This window comes from Pseudomonas sp. CAM1A (assembly GCF_047501685.1).
Classification (GTDB): Bacteria; Pseudomonadota; Gammaproteobacteria; order Pseudomonadales; family Pseudomonadaceae; genus Aquipseudomonas.
Genome location: NZ_JBFNXP010000021.1, coordinates 1 through 13,879 on the forward strand (window position 1 = coordinate 1; position 13,879 = coordinate 13,879).

Here is a 13,879-nt window from a genome sequence, read left to right on the forward strand (position 1 = left end):
CTACGCTTCGCTCTACGCTTCGCTCCGGGGTCCCCTCACTCCGGCCTTGCTCCCGGGAGGACCGCGCTGAACGCCCCATCCTGGGGCGCAGCGCTTGACGGGCATCCATGCCCGTCACCTCCCTCCGCAAGACCTGCGTTCGGCCTCCTGAAGTCGCAATTTGTGTCGCCTGAACTATCGCGCACTTAGAAGCAAAAGCAGAACAAGAGCAAGAACAAGAACAAGAGCAAGAGCAAGAGCAAGAGCAAGAGCAAGAGCAAGAGCAAAACTTGGAGATTTATCGATTGAAAATAAGACAATACACCGACGCACCGAAATATAACCTGAATTCGCATGCAACTTCAAACTGACACTAACTACCACTCGCCAATCAACAAGAACGTCAAACTTAAGTCAAGACAACAACTCCCCCTCAACCCGATCCCTCCCCCCCTGCTTGGCCACATAAACCCCAGCATCCGCCCGCAACAACAACGCATCCGCCCCCTCCCCAGCCCGCCACCCCGCCACCCCGAAACTCGCCGTGACCCGCCCGACGCCTTCCACCGGCACACTGCGCACCCCCTGCCACAATTCCTGCGCCAGCATCCGCGCCTGCTCGGCATTGCTCCCCGGGCACAGCACCATGAACTCCTCCCCGCCCAAGCGGCAGAACACATCGGTGCGCCGCAGCCGATGCGCGATCCGTTGGCACAGATTGCGCAACACATGATCCCCGACCGCATGCCCGAACTGATCGTTGATACGCTTGAAATGGTCGATATCCAGCATGATCACCGCCAGGTCCAAACCCTCGCGCTCTGCCCGATCCAGTTCGTTGCGCAGCCGCTCCTGGAAATAGCGCCGGTTGTAGATGCCGGTCAGGGCATCGGTCACCGACAATGCGCGTAACTCTTCCTCGACCCGCTTGAGATCCGAGATGTCAGTCAGGTAGCCATGCCACAGCGTGCTGCCGTGCTCGCCGATCTCCGGTGTAGCCTCCCCGCGCACCCAGCGCAGCCCCGCTTGCGGCAGGCACACCCGATACTCCTCGCGCCACGGCGCAAGGTGCTCGGCGGAATACCGCACCGAGCGTCGCACCCGCTCCAGGTCGTCAGGGTGAATACGCTCGAACACCGCCGTGGCGTCTTCGCGCAGCACCGCCAGGTCCATCTCGTAGATGTCGTGCAGCCCTTGGCTGGCATAGGGAAAACAGGAATGGCCATCGGCATCAAGGCGGTACTGGTAGATCCCGCCAGGCACCTCGGCGCTGAGTTTTTCCAGCAGCCGGTCGCGAGCCGCCAGGGCTTCGTGGACCCGGCGCCGTTCGGTGACATCGATGCAGATCGCCAGGTAACCCACCCACAAGCCCTGCTCGTCCAGCACCGCCGTCACCAGCATGTTGGCCAGCAGATGGCTACCGTCCTTGCGTACCAGCGTCCAGTCCGCCGGCTGCGCGCCACCCTCCTGCACCGTTTCGGCGAACATCGCCTGGCCGGCGCCGACCTCGCGACCAAAGCGCATGCTCAGGGCATGGGCGCGCTGGTGCAGCTCTTCGGGCAACACCAAGTCCTCCAGCCGCAGTTGGCCCAGCGCTTCCCCGGCGGAGTAGCCCAGCATGCGCTCGGCACCGGCATTGAACGTGCCGATCACCCCGCGCAGGCTGGTGGCAATGATCGCGACCTGGGTCGCGGCATCGAGCACGCTGCGCAACTGGTTGTGAGTTTCGCGCAACGACTGCTCGCTGACACGCAACTCGGCGGTACGCCGGGCTACCAGGCCCAAGGCACGTTGGCGCTGGCTGAACAGGCTGTAGAGCAGCAGTGCCAGCAGTACGCTCAGCAGGCCACCAAGCAACGCCACGACTGGCACCGCAGACGAGCGGTTGGCCAACAGAAAGCCCAGGCTGGGGCGAATATCGAGCTGGTAGTGATGGTCGGCCAGGTGCAGCAGGTGACTGCTGGCAAGGCCCATGCGCGCCGGCGGCATGCCCGAGTCGAACAGCACCTCGTGACCGTCCTCGGTGGACAGATCAAGAATGCGCACCACCAGGTTGTCGTCGGCCACGGTCGGCAGGCTCTCGGCAATCAACTGATGCAAGCTCAGCAAGGCCATCACATAACCTCGGGGCAACTCGCGCGCCGGCGCATCATCGGCGAACACCGGGGCGACCATCAGCAGGCCGCGGGTGTAGGCCGGCTCGACATTGATCATGTCCAGCGGCGCGGACACCGCCATGCTGCCAGGGCCCGAGGCGCGGCCCAGGGTCGCGGCGCGCAGGGCCTGCCCGCCCAGGTCGAAACCATAGGGCTGGGCCTGCCGGCTCGCCGCCTGGGTGTACAGGACCGGATAGTAATGATCGCGCATCGCTGCCGCCTGCCAGCGCCCCTGGGCGTCCAGGTCGCGGATCTGGTAAGGCTGTCCCAGCAAGGCGCTGGCGTGCTGTTCGAACGCCGCGCGCTGCCCGGACGCTACCCGCGGCGCCCAGGAGTAGGCCTGGGTGCGATGCAGCAACGGGCGGGCGTAGCCATCGAACTCGTAGGGCGTGATTTCGCTGGAGTAGGCGAAGAAGCGGCGCAGGCCGTCCAGGCGCTGCTCCTGCTCCTCGAAACGTTCGGCGATGCGGCTGTAGCGCTCACTGGCCAGCAGCTCGAAGCGCTGGCGCAGTTGCTGTTTGAAGAAGGTCTGCGTGGCAATGGCCAGCGCGGCCGTGAGCAGCGCCCCGGCGACCAGCGCCGCCAGGGCCACGCCCCAGGCCGACAGCTCATCGCCGAACAGGCCAAGCGGCTTCGCAGGTACGCCTGGGTTCGACATAGAGGACTCTCAGCAACGTCAGCGTCCTGCGTATTGTCCCGCCCTGTCCTGCTTTATAGCCGCTGGCCAGTGGCCACGCCATGTACCTCGTCGGCTCAGCGCAAACGCAGCTGCCAGGCGCGATGGATGCGGTTGTTGCGAGCGAAGTCAGGGTCCAGGGTCTGGGCGCTGATTTCCTCCACCGCATAGCGCGTCGACAGGTGTTCGTCGAGCTGGAACTTGCGGAAGTTGTTGGAGAAGTACAGCACACCACCCGGCGCCAGGCGCGCCATGGCCAGGTCGAGCAGTTGCACATGGTCGCGCTGCACGTCGAACACCCCTTCCATGCGCTTGGAGTTGGAGAAGGTCGGCGGGTCGATGAAGATCAGGTCGTAGCTGTCCTGGGCGTTCTCCAGCCAGGCCATGACGTCGCCCTGCTCCAGGCGGTTGCGCTCGGAGAAACCGTTGAGCGACAGGTTGCGCCGTGCCCAGTCCAGGTAGGTCTTCGACAGGTCGACGCTGGTGGTGCTGCGCGCGCCGCCCTTGGCTGCGTGCACGCTGGCCGTGGCGGTGTAGCAGAACAGGTTGAGGAAACGCTTGCCCGCCGCCTCGCGCTGGATACGCATGCGCATCGGACGATGGTCGAGGAACAGGCCGGTGTCGAGGTAGTCGGTGAGGTTGACCAGCAGCTTGACGCCGCCTTCGCTGACTTCCTGGAAGCGTCCTTCGGTGGCCTGGCGTTCGTACTGGCGAGTGCCGCTCTGGCGTTCCCGGCGCTTGAGCACCACGCGCTGCGGATCGACGCCCAGGGCTTGGGGAATCGCGCTCAACGCATCGAGCAGGCGTGCCTGGGCCTTGTCCGGATCGATCGAACGGGGCGCGGCGTATTCCTGCACGTGTACCCAGTCGTGATACAGGTCGACAGCCAGGGCGTACTCGGGCATGTCGGCATCGTACACGCGGTAGCAATCGATCTTCTCGCGACGGGCCCACTTGCCCAGCTGCTTGAAGTTCTTCTGCAGGCGATTGGCGAACATCTGCGCGCCTTCCGACAGGCGCGCCGGCTCGCTGGCCACCGGCGCCTGACGGCGCGGCTCGTGCTCGCCCACCTCGGACTGGGCCTGGCGACGATCGCCGGTGACGAACTGGTCCGGCTGGACCTTGAACAGCAGCAACTTGCACGGCAATGCGCCGTTCCAGAAAGCGTATTGCTTGTGGCTGCGGATGCCCATGCGCTTGCCCAGCTCCGGCGCACCGGTGAACACCGCCGCGTCCCAGCCCATGCACGCCTGGCGCAGGCGCTCGCCAAGGTTCTGGTAGAGGTACAGCAGGCTGGCTTCATCACCCAGGCGCTCGCCATAGGGCGGGTTGCTGATCACCAGGCCCTTCTGGTTCTGGTCCGGACGCGGCTCGAAGCTGGCCACCTCGCCCTGGTAGATCTTCACCCAGTCGCCCAGGCCTGCGCGCTCGACGTTGTTGCGCCCCGGCTGGATCAGCCGCGGGTCGGCCTCGTAGCCACGAATCCACAGCGGTGGCTTGGCCAGGCCCACTTGGGCACGGGCCTGGGCTTCGTCGTGCAGCTTGCGCCACAAGGCCGGCACATGACCGAGCCAGGCCGTGAAGCCCCAGCGCTCGCGCTTGAGGTTGGGGGCGATGTCGGCGGCGATCATCGCCGCCTCGACCAGGAAAGTGCCCACACCGCACATCGGGTCAGCCAGGGCGCCGCCCTCGGCCGCAATGCGTGGCCAGCCCGAGCGAATCAGCACCGCCGCTGCCAGGTTTTCCTTCAGTGGCGCCGCGCCCTGCTGCAGGCGATAGCCGCGCTGGTGCAGGCTATGGCCGGACAGGTCGAGAGACAGGATCGCCTCGCCACGGTCCAGGCGCAGGTGTACGCGCACGTCCGGGTCGACCTTCTCCACCGACGGGCGCAGGCCTTCGCGGTTACGCAACTTGTCGACGATGGCGTCCTTCACTTTCAGGGCGCCAAAGTGGGTGTTGTCGATACCCGAGCCATGGCCGCTGAATTCCACCGCCAGGGTGCCATCGGCCGCCAGGTGGTCGGCCCAGTCGACGGCATGCACGCCGTCGTACAGGTCGTCGGCGTTCTTCATCGAGAAGCGCTTGAGCACCAGCAGCACGCGGTTGGCCAGGCGCGACCAGAGACACAGGCGATAGGCGGTTTCCATGTCGGCGTCGCCGCGAATGGCCGAGGTGTGCTCACGCACCTCGTTCAGGCCCAGTTGACGGGCTTCCTCGGCGAGCAGGCCTTCAAGACCCTTGGGGCAGGTAAGGTAAAGTTCGAAACGGTCCGACATGTGCAATCCAGAGCCTTTGGCTAGGTAGATGGCGAGCCGACGCATCGGCTGCCGCTGTTTGCCCGGACGCCTTTCCAGCAGGCGTTCGGGTGGCCCGGCGAAACGTTCGCCAGGCCTGGCCGTCCGGTCGATCATGCCTTTGCCAGGTGGCGAAAAAGGCTTTGATCGTCGGGCAGTGTGAAAATTTCGTGGACCCGGGGTTCAGATGTGACCCTTCGTCGCATTACCAATTATTACTGTCATCATCGAGCAACGCTGGCCAATTGACGTCAACGTTGACTAAACCCTGATCATAGCGGGCTCAACGGCAAACAAGGTTGAGTCGCATTTATTTACTTATCCCCTCACCCTCGGAAAGGTTACGTCCTTATGACAAATCGATCATTCACACTGTGACTCGCATTCGTTAGAACTGATCTCAGGCCGCACCGCAACGGGGCGGCACTTTCAGCCCGCGACGCCGGCAGCGGGCGCAAACCGGCAGAACGATTCTGCCCGGCCTCGGAGAGGCCGACGGGACATTACAGTCAACAAGTGAGGGCAACACCCTATGAGAAGACTTAAGCGTGATCCGTTGGAAAGAGCATATTCACGTGGCTACCAGTATGGAGTCACCGGCAAATCCCGCGAACTTTGCCCCTTCAATCTACCCTCTGTACGCCAAGCCTGGATCAACGGCTGGCGCGAAGGTCGCGGCGATAACTGGGATGGCATGACCGGCACCGCTGGCATTCATAGACTCAACGAAAATCACGCCGTTGGCTGAACGAGGACACTGAATTCGAGTCACCATGCGCGCCCTATCCGGGCGGCGGGCTGCGGCCCAGGGGGTCCCTTGAGGGACCCCTTTTTTATGCTTCGAATCTTTCAACCACCGCTGCCGGTGCGGGCTTTTACTCAGTCACTGGCGCGGCATCGCCGCAATCGCATCCACCGCTTCACGAATCAACGCCGGGCCTTTGTAGATGAAGCCCGAATAGATTTGCACCAGGCTGGCCCCAGCGGCGATCTTCTCAGCCGCGTGACGCCCCTCGGTAATGCCGCCAGCGGCGATGATCGGCAGCTTGCCGCCCAGCTCGCCCGCCAGCACCTTCACCGTGTGCGTGCTCTTTTGCAGTACCGGCGCGCCCGACAGGCCGCCCGCCTCGCCACCGAACGGCAGGCCTTCGACACCTTCGCGGCCCAGGGTGGTGTTGGTGGCGATCACCGCATCCATGCCCGAATCGCGCAGCGCCGCGGCCACCAGCGCGGTCTCTTCATCGCTCATGTCCGGTGCGATCTTGATCGCCAGTGGCACGCGCTTGCCGTTGGCCGTGGCCAGCTGTTCGCGGCGCTCGGCCAGGGCATCGAGCAGTTGCTTGAGCGAGTCGCCGAACTGCAGCGAACGCAGGCCCGGGGTATTCGGCGAGCTGACGTTGACGGTGATGTAGCCGGCGTCGTTGTAGACCTTTTCCAGGCAGATCAGGTAGTCGTCCTGGGCCCGCTCGACCGGGGTGTCGAAGTTCTTGCCGATGTTGATGCCCAGTACCCCGGTGTACTTCGAAGCGCGCACACGTGCCAGCAGGTGGTCGACACCCAGGTTGTTGAAGCCCATGCGGTTGATGATGGCCGTGGCTTCAGGCAGGCGGAACAACCGCGGCTTGGGGTTGCCCGGCTGCGGGCGCGGCGTCACGGTGCCGATCTCGACGAAACCGAAACCCAGCTGGGCGAAACCGTCAATGGCCGCGCCGTTCTTGTCCAGGCCTGCGGCCAGGCCGACCGGGTTGGCGAAGTTCAAGCCCATCACTGTCACCGGCAACGCCGCCGGCTGCTTGCACAGCAGACCATTGAGCCCGAGGCGGCCACCGGCGCCAATCAGGTCCAGCGAGAGGTCGTGGGAGGTTTCCGGGGAGAGCTTGAACAGCAGCTGGCGGGCCAGGGTATACATGGGCGGGCGGACTCGCGGTGTGTGAGGGGGCGATTATAGCCAGCGCGCCGCCGGGGCGACAGGGCCATGGCACATGGGTTGCTATGTCTGCGGTATGCAGCCATCCGCGAACGCCCGAGGATTCTCGTGAACACAGCCCTCCCGACAACACCCCTGGCCTGGGTCAACGGCAGCGACGCGCCGGAAAAACCCAGCCTGGACATCGGTTTCATGGCCCTGACCGACTGCGCTTCGGTGGTGGTCGCAGCCACCCAGGGCTTCGCCCAGCCATTCGGCCTGACCCTGAACCTGCGCCGCCAGGCCTCCTGGGCCGGGCTGCGCGACAAGCTGGTCAGCGGCGAACTCGACGCCGCCCACTGCCTGTATGGGCTGGTATACGCCGTGCACCTGGGCATCGGCGGCGTACCCGCCAGCCCCCTGGCCGTGCTTATGGGCCTGAACCAGAACGCCCAGGCCATCAACCTCTCCCCCGCGCTGCAGCGCAAGGGTGTGACCAACCCCGAAGCACTGGCGCGGCTGGTGCACCAGCAAGGCGCACGACTGACCTTCGCCCAGACCTTTCCCACCGGTACCCATGCCCTGTGGCTGTACTACTGGCTGGCCAGCCAGGGTATCCACCCATTGCGTGACGTCAGCAGCGTGGTGGTGCCCCCGGCGCAGATGGCCGCCCACCTGCAGGCCGGGCGCATCGACGGCTTCTGCGTCGGCGAACCCTGGTCGGCGGACGCGCTCGTCAAGGGCCAGGGCTTCACTCTGGCCACCAGCCAGTCGATCTGGCCCGATCACCCGGAAAAGGTTCTGGCCTGCGCCCGCGGTTTCGTCGAACAGTACCCCAACAGCGCGCGGGCACTGATCCAGTCGGTACTCGCCGCCGCGCGCTTCATCGAGCAGAGTCAGGAAAACCGCCGCAGCACCGCGCAACTGCTGAGCGGCAGCACCTACCTGGACACCCCCCTCGACAGCATCGAGCCGCGCCTGCTCGGCGACTATCAGGATGGCCTCGGCCATCGCTGGCACGACCCCCATGGCCTGCGCCTGTTCGACCAAGGCCGGGCCAACCTGCCCTACCTGTCCGACGGCATGTGGTTCATGACCCAGTTCCGCCGCTGGGGGCTGCTGCGTGACGATCCGGACTACCTCGGGGTCGCCCGCCAGGTGCAACAGCTGGCCCTTTACCGCGAGGCCGCCTCGGCACTGGGCGTGCCCTGTGCCGACCCACCCCTGCGCAGCAGCCTGCTGCTCGACGGCCGCCGCTGGGACGGCAGTGACCCCCATGGCTATGCGCGCAGCTTCCCCCTGCACGCCCTGGACGCGGCGCCTGATGCCCGCGCCAGTCACTGAGGGGGCGAATATGCTGCGCATCCTGCTGATCGACGACACCGAAAAGAAAGTCGGTCGTCTCAAGGCGGCCCTGATCGAGGCCGGCTTCGAAGTGATCGAGGCCGGCAACCTGAGCATCGACCTGCCCGCCTGTGTCGAAACGGTGCACCCGGACGTGGTGCTGATCGATACCGAGTCACCTGGCCGCGATGTAATGGAGCAGGTGGTGCTGGTCAGCCGCGACCGCCCCCGCCCCATCGTGCTGTTCACCGACGAGCATGACCCCGACGTGATGCGCCAGGCGATCCAGGCCGGGGTCAGCGCCTACATCGTCGAGGGTATCCAGGCCACGCGCCTGCAGCCGATCCTCGACGTGGCCATGGCCCGCTTCGAAAGCGACCAGGCGCTGAAGGCGCAATTGCTGGCCCGCGACCAGCAACTGGCCGAGCGCAAGCGCATCGAACAAGCCAAGGGCCTGCTGATGAAAATGAAGGACTGCAACGAGGAGGCGGCCTACACCCTGATGCGCCGCCAGGCCATGAGCCGCCAGCAGAAGCTGATCCAGGTGGCGGAGCAGATTATCGCCATGGCGGAGATGCTGGGGTAGACCGGAAGACCTTGGCCCGCCTCTTGCTCATGGAACCCCGGGTAGCCAACGGCGGTTGCCCCCCAGACCCCGACAAAGACGTCGCTCCCCGCCACTCATCCGTGGACCGGGCAGCGGCGTCTTTTCGTTTCCGCCCCTGTGTTGCGCGCCCCACGAGGTGTCCGATGAATACGAGCTTCTGGAAATCCGGGCATGTGCCCACCCTGTTCGCCGCCTTCCTGTATTTCGACCTGAGTTTCATGGTCTGGTACCTGCTTGGCCCGATGGCGGTGCAGATTGCCGCCGATCTGCAACTGACTGCACAGCAACGCGGCCTGATGGTGGCCACGCCGATCCTGGCCGGTGCGCTACTGCGCTTTGCCATGGGCCTGCTGGTCGATCGCCTGTCGCCCAAGACCGCCGGGCTGATCGGCCAGGTGGTGGTGATCGTGGCGCTGGCCTGTGCCTGGCAGCTTGGGGTGCGCAGCTACGAACAGGCCTTGCTGCTGGGTGTGTTCCTCGGTTTTGCCGGGGCCTCGTTCGCCGTATCGCTGCCGCTGGCCTCGCAATGGTACCCGCCGCAGCATCAGGGCAAGGCCATGGGCATCGCCGGTGCCGGCAACTCCGGCACGGTGTTCGCCGCGCTGCTGGCGCCGGCGTTGGCCACCGCCTTCGGCTGGAACAATGTGTTCGGCTTTGCCCTGCTGCCGCTGCTGCTGACCCTGGTGCTGTTCGCCTGGCTGGCCCGCAATGCCCCGCAACGGCCCAAGCCCAAGGCAATGGCCGACTACCTCAAGGCCCTCGGCGACCGCGACAGCTGGTGGTTCATGTTCTTCTACAGTGTCACCTTCGGCGGCTTCATCGGCCTGGCCAGCGCCCTGCCTGGCTATTTCAGCGACCAGTACCGCCTGAGCCCGGTAACCGCCGGCTACTACACCGCTGCCTGTGTGTTCGCCGGCAGCCTCATGCGCCCGCTCGGCGGCGCCCTGGCCGATCGCTTCGGCGGCATCCGCACCCTGCTGGCGATGTACAGCGTGGCCGCCGTGTGCATCGCGGCGGTGGGCTTCAACCTGCCCAGCGCGGTGGCGGCCCTGGCGCTGTTCGTCAGCGCCATGCTCGGGCTGGGTGCGGGCAATGGCGCGGTGTTCCAGCTGGTGCCACAGCGCTTCCGCCAGGAGATCGGCGTGATGACCGGGCTGATCGGCATGGCCGGCGGCATTGGTGGCTTCCTCCTCGCTGCTGGGCTTGGCACCATCAAGCAGCACACCGGCGATTACCAGCTCGGCCTGTGGCTGTTCGCCAGCCTCGGCCTGCTGGCCTGGTTCGGCCTGCATGGCGTCAAGCAGCGCTGGCGCACCACTTGGGGCTCGGCCGCAGTCACCGCAGCGCGGGTCTGAGGCGCTGCCATGAGCCTGCTACTGAGCTTCGCCCAGGCCAGCGCAACAGGCCCGCGCACGGAAAACCAGGATGCCCTGCGCCTGGTCACCCCGGCGCCGGTACTTGCAGCCAGCAAGGGATACCTGTGCGCACTGGCCGACGGCGTCAGCCAGTGCGCCGACGGCGGCCTGGCCGCGCGCGCCAGCTTGCAGGCCCTGGCCCTGGACTACTACGCCACGCCCGCCACCTGGAGCGTGGCCCAGGCCCTGGACCGTCTGCTGGTGGCGCAGAACCGCTGGCTGCGCGCCCAAGGCAACGGCCAGCCGCTGCTCACCACTCTCAGCGCCCTGGTGCTGCGCGGGCGACGCTTCACCCTTGCCCATGTTGGCGACTGCCGGGTGTACCGCTGGCAGGACGACCAGCTGCAATGCCTGAGCGAAGACCATGTGTGGGGCCAGCCCGGCATGCAGCACGTGCTCAAGCGCGCGCTGGGGCTGGACCAGCAGTTGCTGGTGGACTATCTGGAGGGCGAACTGGGCGCAGGCGAGTGCTTCGTGCTGCTCAGCGATGGCGTGTGGGCCAGCCTGGGCGACGCGCATATCCAGTCGATCCTGCGCGAACACCCCGATCTGCAGCAAGCCGCCGATACCCTCGTGGCCAGCGCCCATCACCGTGGCAGCCAGGACAATGCCAGCGCCTTGCTGGTACGAGTCGACCAGCTGGGCGCGAGCAACCTGGGCGACACCCTGGCGCAGCTCAAGCAGTGGCCATTGCCAGGTGCGCTGCGCGAAGGCCAGCTGATCGATGGCTGGCAGGTCGATAGTTTGCTGGCCCAGAGCAGGCAAGCGCTGCTCTACCGCACCCGTGATCCGCAAGGCCGGCCCTGGTTGCTCAAGACCCTGCCCCCGGCCCGCGACAACGAGCCCGGGGCCGCCCAGACCTTGCTCATGGAAGAGTGGTTCCTGCGCCGGGTCGCCGGCCGCCACTTCCCTGAAGTGCACCCGGCCAGCCAGCGCCAGCACCTGTACTACCTGATGCGCGAATACCCGGGCACGACCCTCGCCGACCTGCTCGTGGCGAGCGGCCCGCTGCCCCTGGCGCAATGGCTGGAAATGGCGCGTCAGCTGCTGCAGGCTGTCGGCGCGCTGCACCGGCGCAACCTGCTGCACCGTGACATCAAGCCGGAAAACCTTCACTTGGGCGAAGATGGCCAGTTGCGCCTGCTGGACTTCGGGCTGGCGTACTGCCCGGGGCTTTCCGAGGACCCGCCCCACGCCTTGCCAGGCACGCCTTCGTTCCTTGCCCCGGAAGCCTACGACGGCCTGCCCCCTGCGCCGCGCCAGGACCTCTATGCCGCGGGCGTGACGCTTTATCAGCTGCTTACCGGCCACTACCCCTACGGCGAAGTCGAGGCGTTCCAACGGCCACGCTTCGGTACGCCAGTGAACCCGGCGCGCTACCGCCCAGATGTGCCGGAGTGGTTGCAGCACAACCTGTTGCAGGCGGTGGCGGCAGATCCTGCGCAACGCTTCGAGACCGCCGAACAGTGGTTGCTGTTGCTGGAGCGGGGGGATCGCCAGGAACTGGACGAGCGACCACGGCCGCTGCTGGAGCGTGAGCCACTGAAGGTATGGCGCACGATTGGCTTGCTGTCGCTGCTGTTGAACCTGGTGCTGTTGCTGGTTTTGCTCAAGCACTGAGCACAGGCGAAGGCCCGCTGAAATCACAGGCAAAGAAAAACCCGGCCGAGGCCGGGTTTTTCGTGAAGCGTCAAACCAATTACTTGGCCTGGGCTTCTACCTGAGCTTCTACGCGACGGTTGACGGCGCGACCAGCTTCGGTGGCGTTGTCGGCGACCGGACGGGTCTCACCGTAGCCAACCGAGTCAACACGGCTCGATTCAACACCGTACTGCTGGGTCAGGACCTGCTTGACAGCGCTGGCACGACGCTCGGACAGCTTCTGGTTGTAAGCGTCTGGGCCGACGGAGTCAGTGTGACCTTCCACGGTGGTGGTGGTCTGTGGGTACTGCTTCATGAAGTCAGCCAGGTTCTTGATGTCGCCGTAGCTGTTTGGCTTGACGACCGACTTGTCGAAGTCGAACTTGACGTCCAGCTCAACGCGAACGACTTCGGCAACGGCCGGGCAGCCATCAGCGTCAACGGTAACGTTGGCTGGGGTGTCAGGGCACTTGTCGACGTTGTCGCAGACGCCATCGTTGTCGCTGTCGGAGCAGACTTCGGCAACTGGAGCTGGCGCAGGAGCGGCTTTCTGGCCACCGCTGCCACCGAAGTTCAGACCCAGACCAACGGTCGGACCCCACTCGGTGTTGCCGTTGTCGATGTTGTACATGGCTTCGACGCCGGCACGGGCGAAGAACATGTCGGTGATGTACCACTTGGCGCCAGCGCCAACGTTGGCGAAGGTGGAGTGGTCACGGCCGCTACGAGTGGCCTGGCCCAGGCTCTCGTGAGCGAAACCGGCGGAAACGTACGGACGCAGTGCATCGCCTACGGTACCGAAGTGGTAGGTAGCGTCGAGCTTGGTCTTGGAGCCTTTGATGTCCTTGTTCAGGACTTCACCACGAGCGTTGTGGGTCTCGTTGTAGCCCAGGTCCAGGGAGACGTCGTCGGTCAGGAAGTAGCCGAGGCGAACACCAGGGTTGGTGCCGTCGTTCTTGAAGTTACGCTCGCTGTCGTAGAACTGCTTGGTAACGTTACCTTCGATTTCGACCGCGCCTTGGCCTTGAGCCAGAGCGCCGAGCGAAGTCACGGCTACGAGAGAGCCAATGGCCAAGCCCAAGGTGTTTTTCAATTTCATCCGTTAAATCCCCATCTGGTGATAGTTAAGCAGTCCCACCAACATCCGGGGGACAACTCGACGGCAAGTCTAGCAGAACTTGCCGGTTGGTTAGAGGTATTTGCAGGCCACTAAGTTTCAGCCACGCCTGCAAATTTCTCTCTAAGCTTGTCGAGCGCACGCTTGTAGCGCATTTTCGTGGCGCTCAGGCCCATGTGCATGATGTCCGCGATCTCCTGGAATTCCAGCTCCGCGACAAATCGCAGCACCAGGATTTCCCGGTCAATCGGGTTCACATGTACCAGCCATTTATCCAGCCCGCCTTTTTCTTCCGGCTTCGGTGCCTTGTCCTCGGACGCCTCTTCGACAGGGTCCAGGCTCAGCGCATCCATCAGCCGGCGTTTGCGACGCTCCTTGCGGTACTGGGTGATGCATTCGTTGTAGGTGATGCTGTAGAGCCAGGTCTTGAACTTGGACTTGCCCTCGAAGTTCTTCAACCCGTAGAGCACCTTGAGCATCACCTCCTGACAGACATCGTCGGCATCCCGATCGTTCCCCAGGTAGCGCGCACAGACGTTGAACAGCGTGCGCTGGTAGCGCCGCATGAGTTCCTCATAGGCGCGGGTGACATGAAACAGCTCCTCATGCGAACGCGCCACCAACTCCTCGTCGGTGAGCTCGCGGGGGTCATAGCGCATGGGCGGCGAATGAACTTTATTCAAAACGGATCTGGCCGACAGTCAGGTCAATGTCGCCGCTCGGCCCCGTGGGCCGATTTTTGCG

At 64.9% G+C, this 13,879-nt stretch carries 10 protein-coding genes; 5 read left to right on the plus strand and 5 right to left on the minus strand.

Translation table 11 applies throughout. The features are described from left to right. Nucleotides 1-393 precede the first annotated feature (393 nt). Together ABZO33_RS26025 and rlmKL are read right to left on the minus strand one after the other, a co-directional pair. Nucleotides 394-2,793, minus strand: a complete 2,400-nt coding sequence (locus ABZO33_RS26025) for a diguanylate cyclase (protein WP_414538393.1) — start codon at nt 2,791-2,793, stop codon at nt 394-396. 95 nt (nt 2,794-2,888) lie between these two features. Beyond that, nucleotides 2,889-5,087 carry a bifunctional 23S rRNA (guanine(2069)-N(7))-methyltransferase RlmK/23S rRNA (guanine(2445)-N(2))-methyltransferase RlmL gene (gene rlmKL, locus ABZO33_RS26030; RefSeq protein ID WP_414538394.1) on the minus strand — a complete coding sequence of 733 codons (2,199 nt, stop codon included), beginning with the start codon at nt 5,085-5,087 and terminating at the stop codon, nt 2,889-2,891. Between the two features lie 550 nt (nt 5,088-5,637). Between rlmKL and rmf the strand changes: the two genes are divergently transcribed. Continuing rightward, complete coding sequence (rmf, locus tag ABZO33_RS26035; protein WP_003248687.1) at nt 5,638-5,853, plus strand: ribosome modulation factor; 216 nt, start codon at nt 5,638-5,640, stop codon at nt 5,851-5,853. A gap of 135 nt (nt 5,854-5,988) precedes the next feature. On the opposite strand, the gene ABZO33_RS26040 is transcribed toward rmf, so the two are convergent. After that, nucleotides 5,989-7,014, minus strand: coding sequence for a quinone-dependent dihydroorotate dehydrogenase (locus ABZO33_RS26040; protein ID WP_414538395.1), 1,026 nt, complete (start codon nt 7,012-7,014; stop codon nt 5,989-5,991). 126 nt (nt 7,015-7,140) lie between these two features. On the opposite strand from ABZO33_RS26040, the gene ABZO33_RS26045 reads away from it, so the two are divergent. From ABZO33_RS26045 to ABZO33_RS26060, 4 genes are all read left to right on the plus strand, one after another. Then, the gene (locus ABZO33_RS26045) at nt 7,141-8,355 is read left to right on the plus strand and encodes a CmpA/NrtA family ABC transporter substrate-binding protein (protein WP_414538396.1); all 1,215 of its coding nucleotides are present in this window, start codon (nt 7,141-7,143) and stop codon (nt 8,353-8,355) included. 10 nt (nt 8,356-8,365) lie between these two features. Then, nucleotides 8,366-8,941 (plus strand): ANTAR domain-containing response regulator, encoded by a 576-nt coding sequence (locus ABZO33_RS26050; protein ID WP_414538397.1) that lies wholly within the window; start codon nt 8,366-8,368, stop codon nt 8,939-8,941. A gap of 164 nt (nt 8,942-9,105) precedes the next feature. Further along, on the plus strand, nt 9,106-10,317 hold the full coding sequence (locus ABZO33_RS26055) for a nitrate/nitrite transporter (protein WP_414538398.1): 1,212 nt from the start codon (nt 9,106-9,108) through the stop codon (nt 10,315-10,317). Between the two features lie 9 nt (nt 10,318-10,326). Then, nucleotides 10,327-11,997 (plus strand): protein kinase domain-containing protein, encoded by a 1,671-nt coding sequence (locus ABZO33_RS26060; RefSeq protein WP_414538399.1) that lies wholly within the window; start codon nt 10,327-10,329, stop codon nt 11,995-11,997. A gap of 79 nt (nt 11,998-12,076) precedes the next feature. On the opposite strand, the gene ABZO33_RS26065 is transcribed toward ABZO33_RS26060, so the two are convergent. Both ABZO33_RS26065 and sigX read right to left on the minus strand, forming a co-directional pair. Then, complete coding sequence (locus ABZO33_RS26065) at nt 12,077-13,117, minus strand: OmpA family protein (RefSeq protein ID WP_102682733.1); 1,041 nt, start codon at nt 13,115-13,117, stop codon at nt 12,077-12,079. 110 nt (nt 13,118-13,227) lie between these two features. Then, the gene (gene sigX, locus ABZO33_RS26070; protein WP_046854750.1) at nt 13,228-13,794 is read right to left on the minus strand and encodes an RNA polymerase sigma factor SigX; all 567 of its coding nucleotides are present in this window, start codon (nt 13,792-13,794) and stop codon (nt 13,228-13,230) included. Nucleotides 13,795-13,879 lie beyond the last annotated feature (85 nt).